Origin of the sequence: Blautia sp. AM42-2 (assembly GCF_003480245.1) — a bacterium.
GTDB lineage: Bacteria > Bacillota > Clostridia > Lachnospirales > Lachnospiraceae > Fusicatenibacter > Fusicatenibacter saccharivorans.
This window is the reverse complement of record NZ_QUIM01000002.1, coordinates 65234-83666: the sequence shown is the minus strand read 5'-3', so window position 1 is coordinate 83666 and position 18433 is coordinate 65234. Positions and strand designations below refer to the sequence as shown.

The window sequence follows — 18433 nt, the reverse complement described above, 5'->3', positions numbered from 1 at the left end:
CCTCCCTTTAAATCAGGCTGAATATCCACCACCAGTTTTTCTTTATCATATACAACAATATTTTTTGTTTTTCGGACACATCAAGTTCCTGTATTTTTAATGGACATCTTCTCACTACAGGATCGTTCAGTAGTTTCCTACAATACACTTTTCTCTCACTCCTGTCTGTCATTTTACCTCTTTCCTTCAGTCCAACTAATATAACAAACCATGTCAGCCAGTTCAATTGCTGCTCAAAACAATACTCTTTTCTATTTTTGAATTCTATCTCTGCATGTTCTATTATTTTCTTACACGATTCCCATCTTCCCTCTCGAAATGATTTCGAAATAGAATCTGGATTATACCAGTAATGATAAATTCCGGCTTCTTCTTTATAGTAAAATTTTTGTGTACATAAAATCACTTTTGCACTGAAAAGGATGTCTTCACTAAACTTAATCTCTTCGAAAAAAAATATCTGATTTTTCTTCAAAAAATCCGTTCTATACAATGCTCCCCATGCCCCAACAACAGGTCCCAAAGTTAATTGCCTCGTAGCCAGCAGTCTTGGATATATTTCTTGTAAAATTCTCTTTCTATCATAAATTCCTCCCTGCATTTCTCTTACTGTTTCCACTCGACATGGAACATTTCTTTCCATCCCTGGCCATTCTGTCCGAAATGCTCTATATCTGACGAAATCTACCTGATATTTCTGCGCCAGCTCATAGAGCTGCTGCAGACCGTCTTTTTCCAGCCAGTCATCACTGTCCAAAAAGAAAATATATTTTCCAGTTGCCACTGTTATTCCCCTGTTTCTTGCAGACGCAAGTCCTCCATTTTTTTTATGAATCACTCGCACTCTTCTATCTTTTTCCGCATATTGATCGCATAAAACCGGACTCTGATCCGGTGATCCATCATCAATCAATATGATTTCTATATTTTCTACCGTTTGATTCCGCACGCTGTTTACACAACGTTCTATGTAGGCTTCGACGTTATAAACGGGGATAACAACAGATATTATCGGCCTATTCATTTTTCTTTTCTCCTGTTATTTTCGCTAAATATTCTTCTGCTTCTTTCCTCTCTTTCTGCAGGATGAACTCGATCCTTTGCCAGTTTATCTTTTTTGCTGTCTGCAGTTTTTTCACATGATCCATCTTCCTGTCCTCCACTCCAAATACTTTCAATAAATCATTCATCCGCGTATTGATACGTTCTTTTCTTTCGATCACAAAAAATTCTTTATGGAAAATTATTGCAAACGCTGTTGCATGAAATGAATTAGAAACTACAGCTTCCGCATTTAAAATTAAATTTACAAATTCCAACGGCCCAATATCTGCACATACTTTGTCACAGATTTCTGTTTTAAAAACCGACCAGATCTCTGTTTTTGTTTTTTTAGAAATTTTTTCCGCAATTTCTTCTGCCACGCAGTTTTTATCAAAATCATAAAGCAGCACATACTTTTTATTCGTCTCTGTTTCCGGCAATATTTTTTTCCACTGACACTGTTTCAGCAAAAAAACGGGATCACAATTTCTTTGAGACTGAAGTCCCATTTGCTTCACCAATGCAGCTCCTGTCTGCTCTCTGACCGAAACAGCATCAAAGGATTTAAGCCATTCCTTCATACGCTGTCGGTCTTCTTCTTTTAACGCATCAACTGCAAAACTCGCCGCATACGATGCCCTTCTTCCCTTTTCCGTAAATTGCAGAAAGAATGCAGGATCTTTTCCATTTGGAAAGATTGGATTCCATATCTGATCGCTCCCTGCCAGATACAGGTCTGCTTCTTCTATATTTTTTAGTTCTTCACACGTTCTATATGTTGTATCTGTCAGTTCTAACGCATTTTTCCGGAAAGCATCAAATCTATATTTTCTTTTACTGAATAATTTTTTTATTCTTCCTGGCATCTTCACCAGCAAATAAATCTCTCGAATTCCTGCCCTGTCATATTCTGGATTATTTACCGCTTTCAGACTATAATGCCTGCTTAGGTAGTCCGGCTTATAGTCAATAATTTTTACCTCATGACCGCAGTCTTTCAAATATTGCATTAATGCATATGCCTGTAAGCTTGCGCCTGCATTATATACATCATGGCAAGTGATAATTCGTATTCTCATTTCTATTCTCTGCAAATACACTCTATTTTGTTGATTTCCTGCCTGTTAGAATAATCCTTTTTCCTGCACTCCTGCACCAGCTTTTCAAGCCATTTCGGTTCCCGTAATATTTCACTGATTTTTTCTCCACACGCTCTGTTTTCCAGCGGCACTATGATTCCATCTATTCCGTTTCTCAGCTGACTTTCTGCTGTTGGATATCCCGTAATAATCACCGGTTTTCCAAGCATTTGAGCTTCCCTTACAGCTACACAATTCCCCTCATATCTTGATGGCTGCACATAAACATCACACGCCCTGATATATGGATATGGATTCTCTTTTTTCCCCAGAATTTTTACATATTGTTTCATTCCTGTCTCACATATTCTTTTACGGACTTGCTTTTCATTTTTTCCAAAACCAATTAAATACCAGGTTACTTCCAATCCATTCTGCCTGATTTGCCGACAGATATCCGGCACATTATCAAAATTTTTAGCATAGCAGAACCTGCCAATTGACAATATTTTTATCCCCGATGCATTCATTTCTTTTTCCACCGAAAAACTTTCTGCCTGTCTTTTGATGAGCTGTTCCGGCAAAATATTTTTTATCAATATAATTCTATTTTTTAATGTAGGAAATTTCTTCAAAAATTCTTTTGTAACTGCCTCTGAGATAGATGCGATATAATCATATGCCTTCCACATTTTTGTTTCGGATAAAATATCAATCTGCACCTGGGAATAGTCCGTATGGATCCATGCGATTTTTTTCTTAGCATTTACTTTCTTCGTTACAATATAATGTGGTGTCAGAAAACTTACCGCCAGATCATACTCCTTTTGGGGTTGTATTCGCGGCATAAAAGGGCTGGTATATTTATGGCTATATTCTAAATTCACATCACTGTCTCGGTAATTATGCTTATGATCATAAATCACCGCCGCTGTTTTTCCATATAGCCTTGCCATTGTTAATAAAACATGTCCCTCTTTTAAAGTTGCCTTCATTGGGTGCGCCAAAACTGTATACGCAGCTTTTGGCGGAAGCAGATGGACTTTATCCGGAATCGCATCCATTAATTCTCCTTCCTGACGAAGCAAAAAAAGATCTATTTCCCATTTGCTTTCATCCAGTGCTTCTAAAAATCCTATCAGACTTCTTTCCGCACCACCCAATTCCAGTGCATGTGATACAATTAACATTGTTCTCTTCATATTCGAAACCTCTTAAATACATCTACTCCCCAAATCCTATGAATCGGTCTTGTTATCTTCCCTCGTAATTTTTGTGCTGTGTTCATCCAGGATGCCGCATACCAATGAATAGAAACCGTATCTGCTGTTTTTTCCAGCTTTCCCGTTGCACTGTCATATGGATTCAAAACATTCACCGGATACACTGCCGCTTCCCATACTTTTTGTTTCTGCCCATTCTGTTTTAAGCCTAATGCTGTCAATGCTTTTGTATTCAGTTCCGGACACATTCTTACTCCATTCTTTCCATCCAACAGTGCATCATATTCTTTCAGCATCGCCTGAATTACTGTTCCATGCGCAATGGACCCAAAGCCCAGTCCCGTATTTACATACCGCTTATTTTCAAATCCGAAATATGCATCTTCCCGCAATAGCTTTTCCAGTGGCCGAATCACTTCCACGTCTGTATCCAAATAGATCCCTCCATACTTTTCCACCGCCCAAAGTCTGACATAATCGCTTAAATATGCATACTTTTTTTCCGCATAGCACATTCGTGTATATCCATTCATGTCTATGTCAAAATTTTCTTTATTCCATTCGATCATTTCATAGTCCGGGCAATACTGATGCCAGCTTTCTATGCACTTTAAAGCTAATCGGGATTTCTTCCCTTTCCCAAACCAACAATAATGTATTTTCTTCGGTATCATACATCCATCCCTTTCTATCACATCTTTTATTCACTGGTTATCATTCTTGCATTGCTTTCTAATTTTCTTTTATGAAAATAGTCATAGACTTTCTCTGGCAAAATTCCCACAAGAATTGGCCGCATCGTATATAGGTATCCGCTTATCGGCAGCCCCAGTTTTCGGGCCGCTATTCCTTTTACGTAGGCCTCATTTATTCTGTATCGAAGCTTTCTTCTCTTATATGCTGCTCTGTCATCCCGCATGAGATAAAGCTGTTTTGGAATATTTTTACCTCTGTATCCCGCCTCATACATTTTTATCCATAAATGATAATCTTCTACCCGTAAAATACTTTTTTTCTCTGTGTATCCAGCCACTGCATCGTATGCTTCTTTTCTTACCATACATGGTGCATGGCAAAACGGAGATCCATACAGAAAATCCTTTTTCTTTGGATATTCCGGATGACTTATCTTTCCCCATATTCCTGTTTGATCAAAATATCCCATATCTGTGCTTACGATTGAAATTGTTTTCTCTGTTTCCAATGTTTCATATTCAGCCGCAAATCGTTCCGGCAGACAGATATCATCCCCATCCATTCTTGCAATGTACTTTCCTTTGGCCGCTTTCAGACATCGGTTCAAGGTATAATTAAGTCCCCTGTTTTCTCTGTTTCTCAGTAAGATCATTTTTTCCGGATATCTTTTTATATAAAGCTCTGCCACTTCGTACGTTGCATCGGATGATCCATCATCGCACATAATCAACTCCCATTCTTTCATTGTCTGGTTTAAAATCGACTCAATTGCTTCTGACAGCGTATCCGCACAGTTATACATTCCCATAATTACACTGATCTCTGGATTTTTCATATAAGCCCCCATATAAAATGCATCTGATAATAAAAGAATCCAATATATCCCAAAACAGCAGCACTTTTTATAATTTTCGCCGAATTCTCTGTAAAAATATTTTCCATTTCCCAGGGAAGCAAAATGGACGCAGAATACACAGATCCATAGGAAATCAGCCGTCCTATGAATATACCGGAAGTTTTCATCGATACAACTGCAATTCCACTTGTTAGGATTGAGAAGTTTGTCATAATGTTAATTACCGGGTTATCCGCTTCTTTGATCTGCCTGCGTCCAACCACAGAAAAAATCATAGGAATAGAATAGACGAATACTCTGATTGGATTGGTTCCATTATCCTCCCACTCTTTCCAGTCCGTTACCATATTAGAATACTGTGTATTTGACAGCGCATCGTTCATCCCATCTGTAAACCTGTTTACAAATATCAGTATTAAAATGCATCCTAAAATACACAGCACACTCTTTTTATTCCATGCTTTCCCCTGCACAATAAAGATAATCGGTACCATAAGAAGCGCTGACGCATGGAACGTTGCCCCTAACAGGATAATTACTGTCAGTGATACATATTTTCTTTTCAGAAGCAATGGAAATCCCGCCATAATAATTGCAATTGCCAAAAACTGGCGAATACCATTCTGACACCAGGACATGTAATCCGTTCCTGCAACAAAAATAAATATACTCATCCAATAGTTTTCACTATATTTCCGGTAAATAAATGCCATGCATAACATTTGTACTGCAGCTATGATCAGAAAAAAACAAACAGATGAATTTCCAATAAAGCTTTTTAAAACCACCATGAAAACGGAAAAACCTTTATCTTTTTTTATTCCCTGAAGATAGAATGAGAGCTCAGCTATCCTATTCGGTGCTTCGCTGAAAACTCTCCGGTATGCATAGGTGTCTCCAAAATTATCAGATCGTAATGCTGCTGCTATTATGTACGGAATCACCAGCAGCACCGCCGGTGCCATCTGCCATCTTTCTTCGATCCTTCCCATAACGATCTCCTGCTTTTTCGGCAGAAATCTTGTCAGAATTATCCCTGCTGTCAAAATCCAAATTAATTGAAACCAATAGTTCGTTATGGACATCTTTCACATCTCTCCTTTTGTTTTACTAAAAGTCTCTTTTTTCATCCTCTCGCAGACTCTGCACTGTTTTCTCCACCACAACTTCTTTCCGAAACTCTCTCTCCATCTTCTCTCTCCCCGCCTGTCCCATCTGCTCTCGTTCTTCTCTGCTGCAATGCAGCATCTCTTTCATTGCGTCATACAGCATCTCTTTATTTTTTACCTCAACCAGAAGACCGCTTTTCCCATTTTCTACGCTCTCCCTGCACCCCGGAATATTGCTTGTGATGACCGGGCGGCCTGTGGCGGCGGCTTCTAAAAGGACATTGCTCATTCCTTCATGGTAACTGGGGAGCACTACGCAGTCTGCTTCTATGTAAAACGGACGTGGATCCGACTGAAAGCCGTAGAAATGGGCGATGCTGTGTTTTTCCAGTTCTTTTACCTGCTCTTTGTATTCATCTTCAAAAAAACCAACCAGATCAAGGACAAAGTTTTCGTTTTCTTTTTTCAGATGCCGGACGGCATAAAACAGTTCGTCGATTCCTTTTTCTTTCATAATTCGTCCAAGATACAGGAAATGGATTCGTGTGTGCTTCGGATAAGGCTGCATTTTGTATCTTTCCAGATTAATTCCTGCCCCGGCCAGGACGATCTGGCGATCGGCGGATATGATTTTTCTTTTACAAAATTCACTGGCATTTTCTTTGTTTTCAAAAAAGACGTATTTCACTTTTTGGAACGCTTTTCGATATAAAATTGTAACAAGCCCAGTTAAGACTGGTTTTTGAAATGCTGTTCCCAACCCCTGTACATTGGCATAATACGGAATTTGCTTTTGGCCGCTGAGCAGGCCTATGTAGATATTCGGTTTTATGGAATAGGTGAGTATAAGATCTGGTTTCACTTTTTTCAGCAGACGCTCATAATCCCCTAGCAGCTTTGCTTCCGTAAATGGATTCACCCCACGGCGGTTCATGGATATTGGAATGCACTGGATTCCCATGTTCTGGAAATCTTCTTCATGCCCGACAAATGGCATCGCCAGAATCACTTCATACTCTTTCTGCAATGCTTCCGCCAGTTCTCTTCGAAACTGCCAGAACATATACGAATGGTTTGTTACAATCAGAAGTCGTTTTTTCATTGCTCTTTCCCGTTTCATGTAATATCCCGCATCATTTAATTACTTATTTCATTATTTCTTTTATAAATTATATCATCTTTCCATTAATATGCAATTACTTTTCTCATTATTTTCCGGTGATTTTCTTTCGTTTTCGACAGCATCCACTCTGCTTTTACTTTTTTCTTCTCTCTTCCCCATTTACTGCCATCTGTTTTCCATCATTCCCTCATGAATTCCATCCTGCCGCAGTACCGCGCCGGCTGTCTTACAGAGGCATTCGAGGTCCATTCCGAACGCAATGTGATGCACATAATATCCATCCAGTTCCGCTTTCTCCCGGATCGGAAGTTCATCCCGCCCATGGATCTGTGCCCAGCCGGTGAGGCCCGGACGGACACTGTTTGCGCCGTACCGCTCCCGCTCAGAGATCAGATCCTCCTGATTCCAGAGCGCCGGACGCGGACCGACGAGCGCCATGTCGCCTTTTAAAATATTGAAGAGCTGCGGCAGCTCATCGAGGGATGTTTTCCTGAGAAAGCGTCCGACTCTTGTGATAAAGAGACCGGGATGGTTCAGCAGATGTGTCGGCATATCATGCGGCGTGTCGATGCGCATCGTGCGGAACTTGTATATGTAAAAATACTGCCCGTTCCGGCCCACCCGCTTCTGCCGGAACAGCACCGGTCCCGGAGAATCCAGGCGGACTGCAATGCCGACTCCCAGCAGCAGCCACGATAATGCTGCCGTTCCCACAAGCGCCAGCAGACGGTCCAACAGATTTTTCAGATACTTTTGATAAACTCCTTTTTTCTTCTCCCTCATGCTTTTCCTCCCTGCTCCCTTGCTGTCCGGTCACTGTTCCGGCGTTCCTTCTCTTTCCCATAGCCGTACTTTCCGTAACCGTAACCATATTTTCCATACCCGTAGCTGCCATAGCTGCTGTATCCGTAGCCCGTCGTGCCCTCCTGCACGCCGTTCAGCACATAGCCGCAGACCGGAATCTGCGAATCCTCGAAAAATTCCAGCGCGCGCCGGACTTCCCGGTTTTTCGTTGTTCCCTGATGTACCACGAGAACTGCTCCGTCGGCAATTCCGCCGAACAGTGCCGCATCCGAAAGCACTCCGCACGGCGGCGTGTCGATGATCAGAAGATCGGCCTCTTCTTTCAGGCTTTCGATCATGGTCTTCATCCGTACCGAGCGCAGCAGTCCCGAAGGATTCTGCGTGCTTCCCGCTCCCGGCAGGATTTTCAGCGTCAGATCCCGGCAGTCGGTAAGTGCCTCCTCCCAATCCATCTGTCCCTTCAGCACGGCAGCAATTCCACGCTCTTTCCGTCCGATCAGTCCCATACACTTCATCACCGAAGGATTCCGCAGATCTCCGTCCAGCAGTACTACGCGGTATTTCTTCTTCGCGAACGCCTCCGCCAGGTTCACGGCAACCGTCGTCTTTCCCTCCCCCGGCACGGCACTCGTCACAAGAAGGACCGGACAGTCACTTTTTCCAATTATTCTGTCCTCCGTCCTTGTCCGGATCAGCTGCACCGCCTCTTTGAAGGCATCCGGCACTTTTGGATTGCAGATGGTAATGGTCTGTTCCTTTACGCTGCTTCTTTTTTTTATCTTCGCCTGCGGCAGATTTCCAAGGAATGCCGCATTCGTCAGCTTCTTAATATCATCCGCCCAACGGATGGTTTTTCTTGTTCTCACATAGAGGAACAGCAGCAGGAAGGCCGCTGCAATTCCTGCTGCTGCACCATACGTGCCGGCCCGCAACGCATCCTGGCTGTTAACCGGCACTGCCGGAACACCGCTTTCATCCACCACCGTCAGTGTCGTCGCACCAATGATATACTCTGCCACCTCCGGATAATTCGTGATAACGGATTTCATCACCCGATACGCCGTCTCCGGTGACGCGTCCCGCACACGGATAGTAAAAAGATTGGTATTTTCCATCACGCTCGCCTGAATTTCTGATGTCACCGCCCCGATTCCAAGATCCCGCGCTACAACATCCTTCAGTACGCCGCTTGTCACAAGATACGGAAAGGTCTTTCCAAGCTGCTCTGCCGTTACATTATCGTAATAAGAATAACCGACCGCACGGTTCGATCCGACCACGAACGATGTATATGCCTCATAGACCGGCTGATACCGCAGCTTTGCCGTCAGAAAGGAGCCGCCTCCTGCAAGGATTACAAGTGCCAGCACACCAAAGAAAAATTTCTGGAACGCCTGGAAATACTCCGCCAGAAAGGCGATCAGATCTATTTTCTCCGGTTCCGCTGCGGAATAGGTTTCATACGTTTCTCTGTTCATGCTCTTTTGCTCCCTCTCATCGTTCTGCCCTGCTATAGGCGCCGTATCCGTAACCGTAACCATAGCTGCCTCCGATCCGCTCGCCGAATCCCGGATAAACATTGCCAAACACACAGCCGATGACCTTTTCTTCTTTCTGGTTCAGCGCGTCGATGGCATCGTTGATGTCCCGTGTCAGCACGCCGTCCTGCCGAACGGCAAGAACCGCACCATCAGCCAGCTCCACAAGCTCCTCCGCATCCGCGGCCGCGCCCATCGGCGGCGTATCCAGAATAATATAATCCATGTTTGTCCGGCACGTATCCAGAATCCGCCGGAAAATTTTACCGCCGACTGCTTCCGACGGTTCCTCCAGCCGTTCCCGGCAGATGCCCATGTAAACATTCGTATCCTTGTATTTTTCAAAAACGCTGGACGCCGACTCCTTTCCGACTGCTACCTGTCCGAAATCTTTTCCGGCCTTTTGCGGAAGTTCAAAAATCTTATACAGCGCCGGCTGACGAAAATCACAGTCCAGCAGAAGGACACGGTTCTGTTCCTCTGAAAGGGCAAGCGCCAGATTGGCGGCAAGCGTCGACTTTCCTTCATTTTCCGCCACACTGGTCACCAGCAGCACTTTTCCCCCTCTCCGGTCGAGTCTTCCGCGCACACGGGAAGCAATGCGCTTCAGGGATTCCACATAGGGAAAGCTCCGCGCCGGATTCGTGATCAGCATGGAGCTGTTTTTCCTCTTTTTTTCATGGTACACGGTTCCCAGCAGATCCGCATCAATCTTGCGGCCAAATTCCGTTTCATTTTTGACGGTATCCCGCAGAAAGGAAAAGAAGCCCACCAGCGCCGCCGTACCAAGCGCGGCCGCCAGAAATGCCATTGCAGCGTACTTTTCCGTCGGAATCCGGTTCGACGGATTGCCGGAAACCTGCGGCTGCTGCAGAGTCTCCAATACTACATTTGGAATAATATAATCTGAAATGGTTGTGTAATTCTTCAGCACCGACCGCAGTACCCGAAAGGCTGTTTCCGGCGAATCGGCTGTCACGGAAAGCTCCATTAAATTGGATTCCGGCACAATTGAAGCGCTCATGTCCGCCGGAAAGGATGAGCATCCCAGCTCCTCCATCACTTTTTTCTTTAAAATATTGTTTTCCAGAATCGCCTGAAATTTCTGCGTCATCTCATACGTCGAAGAAAGGCTCGATGCTGCATTTGCATTCTCGCCGCGCCCCATCACGGCAAACGTGGTTTTCACCGTGTACTGATCCCGATGGACTGCCGTCAGCACCGTGTAGGTTATCATCGCCGCCGAACAGGCAATCAGAAGGATGATCCACCAGTTTTTTGCCATATCACACAGAATGCTCCGAAGATCCCAGTCTGCTTCGCCGTTCTGTCCGTTTCCTGTTCTGTCGTATTCTCCCATCTGGAACCTCCTCATTCATTAACGCAGACGATCAGGCGGATGGAGCTTGTCTGTCCCTCCTCCGATGTCACAGTATACGTTACTTCATAGACACCTTCCTTTCCGGTGTCAACCGGATTCTCTATGGAAAGTTTTTCTTCCCCAAGGATCTCGTCTTCCGCGGAAACCGCGTGAAGTTCATCGTCCTCTCCTTTTTCATACGTCATCTGATCCACATTCACCTGCTCCAGATAATCCTTCGGATCGAACGCCCGCTGCTGTTCCAGATGGATCAGATACTCGCTTAAGGTAATCTGCGGCCTTCCGCTCTCCTCCGCCGAATCGTAGAGTTCCACCGTCACCGGAAGACTCGTCACATCACCGGCACGGTTGGCAGCAGAATACGTTACCTGATACAGCCCGGGCGTGCTGCTGATCTCATCCTGATACGAGAGCCGGATGCGGTCCGTAATCGTTCCGTCCAGACAATCCTCTGCGGAAAGTCCTTCCGTCAGGTCATCTGCATTCACACTGAACCGGAGCGGCCCATCCAGAGAAAAGACCGGCGATGTATAGTCGTTATAGACCATTTCCCGTTCCGCGTGGGTGACATTGTTGTCCGAATCAAAGGCAACGATGCTGATTTTCCGCCGCCCTTTTTCGATAAAGTTGGAAATATGTTCTACCGCAAGCGAATCCGTCACATCGCCGTCCTTCGCATCGTACGCCGTCACGCCGGACAGAAGCTCCGCCTCATCCGCATGGATACTGACCGAAATTTCACTGTTATCCATCGAAATCTCTGGCCCTTTCCCGTCTTTTCCGGTTCGCTGCCGCATCAGGCACCCGCCAAACGCGAGCGATGAGGCAAGAAATAAAATCAGAACAGCCGCTCTCATTTTGTGCATATCCTTTTGATGTCTCCTTTCGTTTTTCAGACAAACCAGCGTCTTTTCCGCCTTCGTTCCGGAGACGGCTCATACAGAACCAGCCGGTTCTCCAGAATTCTCCTCGGATTTACCTTCAGCAGAAGCTCCGCATACGATTCACCGTACCACTCCGACAGAAATTCCCGGATCGGTCTCATGTCCGGTGTCCGGTAATTGGCGCGGTGGGCATCGCTTGCCGCACAGTCTGCCAGACGGTTTTCCAGCAGATACTGTGCTGTCCGCTCTGCTTCTTTTCCAAATCTTCCAAATACGCTTCCTTTGTTCATCTGCAGAACTGCGCCCATTTCCCGGAACTCATACAGAAGCTCCGGCGAATCCTGCACGCAGAAATACCGCTCCGGATGTGCCAGCACCGGGATCTTTCCCATGGCCGGAAATTCCATCAGCCGCCTTCTGATCCCGTCCGGTGCCATGTCAAACGGCACCTCGATCAGATAATAGCGGCTTTCATGAAGCGGTATCAGCTTTCTCTCTTTGATTTTTTCGTTAAGCGGCCCGATACTCATAATTTCCATGCCGCGCACCAGGCTGATCGAGATGTGTTCCTTCCGGATTTCCTGTTCCAGACGGTAAAACAGCTCCAAAAGCTGCTCCGAATCGTAATTGACATACCCATCCTCCACGCCCTCGATTCCCGTCTGGTTTGCATGCGGTGTCACAGCAAGGATACGTACTCCGCTCTTTGCCGCAATTTCCGCCATCTCAAGGGATGTGGACAGATTCGGGGAACCGTCGTCAACCCCCGGCAGAATATGTATATGAAGGTCCGTCATGCTTCTTTTCTCCTTCGTACTGATATTCCGGCACCATTCTCTTTACCCTCTCACAGATGTCCGGACATTCGTTTTCCGCCGCCCGCTCGAGTTCTTTCATCTTTTTTCGGAATACCGTCTCATCAAATGCAATCTGCCGGCCGATAAAAATGCGGCTGTTTTCTGTCGTCTGCATCCCCTCCTCATTCATCAGCAGCTCCTCATACAGCTTTTCGCCCGGCCGCAGACCAATGTACTTGATCTCGATTTCCACTCCCGGCTCATACCCGGAAAGGCGGATCATGTTTTTCGCAAGGTCCGCAATTCGGACAGGATCTCCCATGTTCAGGACAAAAATCTGGCCGTTTTTCGCATACGCGCCCGCCTCGAGCACCAGACTGACCGCCTCCGGAATCGTCATAAAATAACGGATGATGTCCGGATGCGTCACCGTCACCGGCCCGCCGTGCTCAATCTGGCGGCGGAACAGCGGAATGACGCTGCCGTTGCTGCCAAGTACATTTCCAAAGCGCACTGCCGCAAACTCCGTGGTGCTATGTTTTCCAATCATCTGGATCACCATCTCGCAGAGCCGTTTGCTCGCTCCCATGATGTTCGTCGGATTGACCGCCTTGTCTGTCGAAATCAGAATAAATTTTTTTACGTGATACCGGCTTGCCGTGCGCGCCGTCTTTAAGGTTCCGATCACGTTATTTTTGATCGCCTCGTTCGGACTGTCTTCCATCAAGGGCACATGCTTGTGCGCCGCTGCGTGAAAGACGATATCCGGCCGGTAACGGGAAAACATCGACTGCAGCCGCCGTTCATCCCGCACCGAACCGATCAGCACCGTCATGTGAAGCCTCGGGAACTCCCATTCCAGCGATTTCTGGATCTGGTATGCATTGTTTTCATAAATATCAAAAATGATCAGATGACCGACACCGTGGCCAGCTAACTGTCGGCAGATCTCGCTGCCGATGGAGCCTCCTCCTCCCGTCACAAGAACCGCTTTCCCCTGGACATAATCGAGAATCGCATCGAGATCGACGCGGACCGGATCCCTAGGCAGCAAATCCTCAATTTTAATTTTTTTTCTGATCTTTTTTTCTTCCTTCATAGCTCCCGCTCTCATTCTATTCGACATCTTCTCCCGTTTTCAGGTATCCTGTTTTTCCTGCTCCTGCAGACAGTCTTCGAGCAGATACAAAAGCTCCAGCGCCGAACGGAAACCGGCTTTCTGCTTTCCGCAGATCAGAAATCCCTGCAGACTGCAGTGCTGGCGGAACTGAATCTGAATGCTGACCATCCGCTCGGTTCCGGCCGGAAGCGTGGTCTCCTGCCGGTTTTTCATATCCTCCGTAAATTCCCATTCGTCTTTTTCTTCTTCCCGAAGGCTTCGCATACAGCTTCCCGCATCCGGCATACCGAGCAAATCATAAATCCGGTTCATCCGAAGCAGCATTTCCCCGTATCCCGCAAACGGAACATCGTAATACAGAAGCGGCAGGCGGATCACACCTTTGGAATGGCTTCCGTTCAGCTCCTGAAAACATAAGAATAATGCTGCATCTGCTGTTGTATGTACCTTTTCTTTGATTTTTTCCATTTCTTTTTTCATATTCTTCTCCATATGCTCTTTGCATTTCTTTCTGTAGTAATGTTATATGTAATATTTATTTTTGGAATATTATACCAAATCTATCTCACATCGTCAATCTGCTTATGCCTCCTTTTCTTTCGATTTTCACTTTCTTTTCTGTGTTTTTTCTACATGGAGTTTACTTTTTTGATCTTTTTCGAGTTCTGGTGTCGCGGTGCGTCACTGTTCGTCGAACGATTTTATCAGAAGTGAGGCCTTTCGGCTTGAATGAAATCCTATGGATGTGCTAAACTACAGTTTGTAATCGTATGATCGTTCCTGTAATGATTTCATAGTTACAGTATCATGTTTTCCTGCGCCGGACAACCGCTTCGACGTGAACGGCTGCACATCGACGCAAACGGTAAGTAATTCAGGAGGTGGTAATTTTGTACTCAGAGTTGATTTTTCCATTGAATTCCAACGATCCGGTTCTTCTCGAAATTCCGGTCATCATCACACAGGGCGCCTCGGAACGAATCCGGTTTCCGCTGGATGATCTCATCTATGTGGAGGCCTGTCAGCACCGGCTGATTCTGCATACCGTTCAGGGTGACTTTTCAACCCGCTACACATTTGCCGGCCTGACGGTATGTCTTGCCTCAACCGGCCGTTTTTTCCGCAACGGAAAAGGTCTGCTGATCAATTTCTCCCACGTTGCGCTCGTGCAGGCAACCGGCGAGGTTCTGCTGAAAAACGGACAGACCGTCTTCTGCAGCCGCAGACGGAAGCGTGAAACCCGCGAAGCCTTCCTCGCTTATGCCAGAACACTGTCCCGCCGCTTATAATATGATTTTGATTTTCTATGTCCTGCAGCCTTTGATCCACCGATACAAAGAACAGCAGCCGCTGGTTCTGTTCTCGAACCAACGGCTGCTGTCCTGTTTCTGTTTATTTTTCAGTTTTTCCCTGCCGCTTCCATCCGCGCCGCAAACTGCGCATAGAAATCGGTCTTTGTGTCATACGGAAGCAGATAAAACAGCTTCAGAATTCCCATGCTGATCTGCTGCCGCAGCGCGTCATCCTCTGTCCGGCGCGCCTCGTTCTGTTTTTCTTTCAGATAATAATGCCATTCGTTCGTAAACGCTTCATACTTTCCGAGCTCCGGCGTGTCGAGCCAGCGGCGGACTTTGACTTTTGTCTTATTCTCCTTCGGACATTCGCTGACCTGAAGAAAATAGGAAAACGTTCCGTTCTCATACAGCCGTCCCAGCGGAAACATCCGGCAGAAGCCCGGCCGCGCATCGTGAATGCTGCACCGGCCCTCATCATTTAAGAAACTGCACTGGTCTGACTGCTCCGTCATTTTCAGATGCGGCAGAATCACACCGTCCACTACGCGGAGTGAAATATATCCCGCCGTCAGAATCTCCTCCATCGTTTTGCCGAGTTTTCTCTCGAGCCGGTAAAGATCCATCGGGTCGAGCACAATCGAGTCGCCCATCCCGCGGCAGCAGGCGGAGCATCCGCGGCAGTCGTCGCAGCCCACTTTTACCATATCATTCGCTCCATATCGTTTTCCATCTGAAATCTTGTCTATATCTACGTTCCGTTCCATACTTTCTTCCTGTCTGTTCTTTATTTTTTATACTCAAAATCCGGAATCTGATGCCATCTCTCCCGGAAATAATGTGCCGCCAGTTTCGGCTTGCGGTCGCGGGTGAAGATTCCCTTCTTGTTGCCCTGCACGCGCAGGAGACTCTGGCTCGTCGCAAAGTCTGCGAAGTTCCATACCTGCTCGCCGACAACAAAGTCAAAGGAATCAAAGACTGCATTGTTTACTTTATAATAATCCACCTGGTATTCCTCGGTATACATTACCGGTGTCGTGTCGTGCAGTCCCATCACGGTGTCTGCTCCGTACTCGGTAAAGATCACCGGTTTTCCGATCTTTCCCCAGCCTTCCAGCTCATCCCGCAGCAGTTTTTCTGCGGTCTCCAGATCTGCACCGCAGGCATACCAGCCGTAATAGCGGTTCAGGCAGATCACATCGGAGAGCTTCGCCGAGCAGTCCGTCTCCGGTCCGTTTGCAAACTGTACGCTGACAAGGGTACACGGCCGTTTCTGCGGATCGCATTCCCGCGCCAGTTCATACAGCGGGGCAAAATATTCGTATGCGCCCTCCGCCGCGGAATCCGGCTCGTTTGCGATGCTCCACATTACAACGCACGCATGGTTTTTATCCCGCGCGATCAGATCGCGGACAACTTCCTTGTGATGTTCCTGCGTCTGCACGCCGTACTCCGGATCAAAGGTACTGATCTTCTTTCCATGGAAGTTCGCTCCGCCGCCGAACTGCAGATTGACGCCGACCGCCGTTGTCTCGTCGATCACCACGATGCCCTCCTCGTCACAGAGACGCATCATCTCCTCGCTGTACGGATAATGGCTGGTGCGAAAGCTGTTTGCGCCCTGCCATTTCATCAGCGAAATATCTTTGACATTCATCGGCAGATTTAAACCGCGGCCTGCCGGGAAAGTGTCTTCGTGCTTTCCATAGCCCTTGAAATAGAATGGCTTCTCATTGATCAGGAACCGTGTTCCATCCACGCGGACCGTACGCACACCGTACGGAAGCGTGTAAACATCCTCGCCGAAGGTCACTTTGATCTCATACAGATACGCTTTCAGCGGCTGCCACAGATGTACGTTTTCGATTTTCAGCACACCTTTCGTTCCGCTGCATTCTGCGACTTTCCTACCTTCGCGGTCGAACGCCTCCACAAGGCATGCACCCTCGCCCTTTGTCTCCACCTCATAGATCAGCTCCGCATTGTTTCCGTGCACCTCGGAGACAACGGAAATGTCGGAAATATAATCCTTCGGCGTTGTATAGATGCGGATTGGACGGTTGATTCCGGCGTAGTTGAAAAAGTCAAAGTTTGGATGATTGACCGGCTTTTTCTCCGTCTCCCCGCCTGCATTTCCCATCATGCCGCCCATCATATCGGCTTTTCCGCCGACCGGCAGCGTGGTGTAGTCGATGATATTGCTGACTGCCACGGTCAGAAAATTCTCGCCCGGCTGCAGTTTTTCGGTCAGTTCCACTTCAAACGGCAGAAATCCGCACTCATGGGTCGCAAGAAGTTCCCCGTTCAGATAGATGCGTGCATGGTGTGTCACGGCATCACACCGGAGCACTACACGCTGTCCTTTTACAAAGGACGGGACGGAAATTTTTTTCTGATAAAAGACCCATCCGTAGTGCTCGCGGTTTATAATGCTCTCCGTCAGATCGTTGTAGGATGACGGAACCGGCATGGAAAGCGGCTCTGCCAGCGGCTTTTCATACCATTTCTCTTCCATTCCCTTCCCATTGTCAAAAGCAAAGTCCCAGATGCCCGAAAGGTCACTGACAAACCGGGACGGTGTCATACTTGGATATAACATACTTTTGTTTCCTCCTTCTCCATTTTTCTTGTATATCCCCCTGTTTTTCCTGCCGGTTTACGTTCCGGCGCGCTCTGCCCCCACGACATGCAGCACCTGGTCCTTTACCTGGAATTTGATTTCCATTCCCGCAAAGGAAAGCCCGTAAATGCGCTCTTCACTGTTCTGATACGATGGGCGCGGGTCCTGCTCCAGCACTTTTTTCAGTGCCTCCCGGCGGTCCGCCGGAATTTTTTCCAGCAGCTCATCCGGAATTTCAACGGGAATGAAGTATTCCTTCGTTTTTTCCGTAAAGCTGCCAAGTGCCTCCGCATGGCTGTCCACATGCGGCAGATACGGTTTGATGTCCAGAATCGGCGTACCGTCCATCAGATCTGCCCCCGACAGATGAAGCACCGGCCCGAGTGCCGGATGCTGCTCCACACGCTCCAGCTTTACCGAAGAAAGCCCGATCGGATTGGGCCGGAACGGAGAGCGCGTTGCAAATACACCGACCCGCTTGTTTCCGCCAAGCCGCGGCGGCCGCACCATCGGTGACCAGGTGTCGCGCACAGCCTCGGAAAACTCCCAGATCAGCCAGAGATGGGAATATTCCTCGATGCCGCGCAGCGCATTCGCATCGCGGAACTCCGGTTCAAAGACGATCGTACTCTTTAATTCTTCAATCAGCCCGCTCTGCCGCGGAATCCCGAACTTTTCCGGGAAATCCGTGTGGATCCGGGCAATCACTTTCACTGCAATTTCTTCTGCCAAAACGGTTTTCTCCTTTATCCTTACCAGACTCTGAATAGGTTTATTCTAACATTTTGCCGGAAAAAAGTCCACCTGCCAGCCGGCGGTTGGCGGAAAAGTGTCAGAAAAGGACGGATTTCTCATAATTTGCAAATC

17 protein-coding genes and 1 pseudogene are annotated in these 18433 nt (G+C 46.9%); 1 reads left to right on the top strand and 17 read right to left on the bottom strand.

Going from position 1 to position 18433, the window contains the following annotated elements; genetic code table 11:
• Nucleotides 1-7: 7 nt before the first annotated feature.
• The 14 genes and pseudogenes from DW915_RS03430 to DW915_RS03365 form a co-directional block, all read right to left on the bottom strand.
• Complete coding sequence (locus tag DW915_RS03430) at nt 8-1024, bottom strand: glycosyltransferase family 2 protein (RefSeq protein ID WP_118741593.1); 1017 nt, start codon at nt 1022-1024, stop codon at nt 8-10.
• Nucleotides 1017-2123 (bottom strand): polysaccharide pyruvyl transferase family protein, encoded by a 1107-nt coding sequence (locus DW915_RS03425; protein WP_055220464.1) that lies wholly within the window; start codon nt 2121-2123, stop codon nt 1017-1019. Before DW915_RS03425 ends, DW915_RS03430 begins: the two co-directional genes overlap by 8 nt.
• Nucleotides 2124-2125: 2 nt before the next feature.
• A complete protein-coding gene (locus DW915_RS03420) occupies nt 2126-3325 on the bottom strand; it encodes a glycosyltransferase (RefSeq protein ID WP_118741592.1) in 1200 nt (399 codons plus the stop codon).
• A complete protein-coding gene (locus DW915_RS03415) occupies nt 3322-4020 on the bottom strand; it encodes a glycosyltransferase family 32 protein (RefSeq protein WP_199676771.1) in 699 nt (232 codons plus the stop codon). Before DW915_RS03415 ends, DW915_RS03420 begins: the two co-directional genes overlap by 4 nt.
• 26 nt (nt 4021-4046) lie before the next feature.
• Nucleotides 4047-4877 (bottom strand): glycosyltransferase family 2 protein, encoded by an 831-nt coding sequence (locus DW915_RS03410; RefSeq protein WP_118741590.1) that lies wholly within the window; start codon nt 4875-4877, stop codon nt 4047-4049.
• Nucleotides 4874-5890: an EpsG family protein gene (locus DW915_RS03405; RefSeq protein ID WP_158581012.1), complete on the bottom strand. Its 1017-nt coding sequence runs from the start codon at nt 5888-5890 to the stop codon at nt 4874-4876. The genes DW915_RS03410 and DW915_RS03405 overlap by 4 nt, the downstream gene beginning before the upstream one ends.
• Nucleotides 5891-6008: 118 nt before the next feature.
• A complete protein-coding gene (locus DW915_RS03400; RefSeq protein WP_118741588.1) occupies nt 6009-7109 on the bottom strand; it encodes a glycosyltransferase family 4 protein in 1101 nt (366 codons plus the stop codon).
• A gap of 180 nt (nt 7110-7289) precedes the next feature.
• A complete protein-coding gene (locus tag DW915_RS03395) occupies nt 7290-7913 on the bottom strand; it encodes a sugar transferase (RefSeq protein ID WP_118741587.1) in 624 nt (207 codons plus the stop codon).
• Complete coding sequence (locus DW915_RS03390) at nt 7910-9475, bottom strand: polysaccharide biosynthesis tyrosine autokinase (RefSeq protein ID WP_158581011.1); 1566 nt, start codon at nt 9473-9475, stop codon at nt 7910-7912. The genes DW915_RS03395 and DW915_RS03390 overlap by 4 nt, the downstream gene beginning before the upstream one ends.
• Complete coding sequence (locus DW915_RS03385) at nt 9429-10832, bottom strand: polysaccharide biosynthesis tyrosine autokinase (protein ID WP_158581010.1); 1404 nt, start codon at nt 10830-10832, stop codon at nt 9429-9431. Before DW915_RS03385 ends, DW915_RS03390 begins: the two co-directional genes overlap by 47 nt.
• An 11-nt stretch (nt 10833-10843) precedes the next feature.
• Complete coding sequence (locus DW915_RS03380; RefSeq protein ID WP_118741584.1) at nt 10844-11719, bottom strand: immunoglobulin-like domain-containing protein; 876 nt, start codon at nt 11717-11719, stop codon at nt 10844-10846.
• Between the two features lie 26 nt (nt 11720-11745).
• Nucleotides 11746-12534: a tyrosine-protein phosphatase gene (locus DW915_RS03375; protein ID WP_118741583.1), complete on the bottom strand. Its 789-nt coding sequence runs from the start codon at nt 12532-12534 to the stop codon at nt 11746-11748.
• Nucleotides 12497-13609 (bottom strand): annotated as a pseudogene (locus tag DW915_RS03370) (UDP-N-acetylglucosamine 4,6-dehydratase family protein); the annotation flags it as partial. The pseudogene DW915_RS03370 and the gene DW915_RS03375, both read right to left, overlap by 38 nt.
• Before the next feature lie 63 nt (nt 13610-13672).
• The gene (locus DW915_RS03365; protein ID WP_147398412.1) at nt 13673-14134 is read right to left on the bottom strand and encodes a hypothetical protein; all 462 of its coding nucleotides are present in this window, start codon (nt 14132-14134) and stop codon (nt 13673-13675) included.
• A 410-nt stretch (nt 14135-14544) separates the two neighbouring features.
• On the opposite strand from DW915_RS03365, the gene DW915_RS03360 reads away from it, so the two are divergent.
• On the top strand, nt 14545-14943 hold the full coding sequence (locus DW915_RS03360) for a LytTR family DNA-binding domain-containing protein (protein ID WP_158581009.1): 399 nt from the start codon (nt 14545-14547) through the stop codon (nt 14941-14943).
• 110 nt (nt 14944-15053) lie between these two features.
• Here the strand turns inward: DW915_RS03360 and DW915_RS03355 are convergent, their stop codons facing one another.
• The 3 genes from DW915_RS03355 to tsaA are packed head-to-tail and all read right to left on the bottom strand — an operon-like array spanning nt 15054 to nt 18298.
• Entirely contained in the window at nt 15054-15713 is a 660-nt protein-coding gene (locus DW915_RS03355; RefSeq protein ID WP_055220439.1) for a YkgJ family cysteine cluster protein, read from the bottom strand.
• 20 nt (nt 15714-15733) lie between these two features.
• Nucleotides 15734-17545 carry a beta-glucuronidase gene (gene uidA / locus DW915_RS03350; protein ID WP_118741579.1) on the bottom strand — a complete coding sequence of 604 codons (1812 nt, stop codon included), beginning with the start codon at nt 17543-17545 and terminating at the stop codon, nt 15734-15736.
• Between the two features lie 57 nt (nt 17546-17602).
• Complete coding sequence (gene tsaA, locus DW915_RS03345; protein ID WP_118741578.1) at nt 17603-18298, bottom strand: tRNA (N6-threonylcarbamoyladenosine(37)-N6)-methyltransferase TrmO; 696 nt, start codon at nt 18296-18298, stop codon at nt 17603-17605.
• Nucleotides 18299-18433 lie beyond the last annotated feature (135 nt).

Bases quoted from the DNA above. Each gene is read 5' to 3' on its own strand.
- DW915_RS03385 (WP_158581010.1), bottom strand. From the start codon at position 10,832: ATGGGAGAATACGACAGAACAGGAAACGGACAGAACGGCGAAGCAGAC.
- DW915_RS03405 (WP_158581012.1), bottom strand. From the start codon at position 5,890: ATGGGAAGGATCGAAGAAAGATGGCAGATGGCACCGGCGGTGCTGCTG.
- DW915_RS03420 (WP_118741592.1), bottom strand. From the start codon at position 3,325: ATGAAGAGAACAATGTTAATTGTATCACATGCACTGGAATTGGGTGGT.
- DW915_RS03415 (WP_199676771.1), bottom strand. From the start codon at position 4,020: ATGATACCGAAGAAAATACATTATTGTTGGTTTGGGAAAGGGAAGAAA.
- DW915_RS03355 (WP_055220439.1), bottom strand. From the start codon at position 15,713: ATGGAACGGAACGTAGATATAGACAAGATTTCAGATGGAAAACGATAT.
- DW915_RS03400 (WP_118741588.1), bottom strand. From the start codon at position 7,109: ATGAAAAAACGACTTCTGATTGTAACAAACCATTCGTATATGTTCTGG.
- DW915_RS03375 (WP_118741583.1), bottom strand. From the start codon at position 12,534: ATGACGGACCTTCATATACATATTCTGCCGGGGGTTGACGACGGTTCC.
- uidA (WP_118741579.1), bottom strand. From the start codon at position 17,545: ATGTTATATCCAAGTATGACACCGTCCCGGTTTGTCAGTGACCTTTCG.
- DW915_RS03395 (WP_118741587.1), bottom strand. From the start codon at position 7,913: ATGAGGGAGAAGAAAAAAGGAGTTTATCAAAAGTATCTGAAAAATCTG.
- DW915_RS03380 (WP_118741584.1), bottom strand. From the start codon at position 11,719: ATGCACAAAATGAGAGCGGCTGTTCTGATTTTATTTCTTGCCTCATCG.
- DW915_RS03410 (WP_118741590.1), bottom strand. From the start codon at position 4,877: ATGAAAAATCCAGAGATCAGTGTAATTATGGGAATGTATAACTGTGCG.
- DW915_RS03425 (WP_055220464.1), bottom strand. From the start codon at position 2,123: ATGAGAATACGAATTATCACTTGCCATGATGTATATAATGCAGGCGCA.
- DW915_RS03390 (WP_158581011.1), bottom strand. From the start codon at position 9,475: ATGGTTACGGTTACGGATACGGCGCCTATAGCAGGGCAGAACGATGAG.
- DW915_RS03430 (WP_118741593.1), bottom strand. From the start codon at position 1,024: ATGAATAGGCCGATAATATCTGTTGTTATCCCCGTTTATAACGTCGAA.
- DW915_RS03365 (WP_147398412.1), bottom strand. From the start codon at position 14,134: ATGAAAAAAGAAATGGAAAAAATCAAAGAAAAGGTACATACAACAGCA.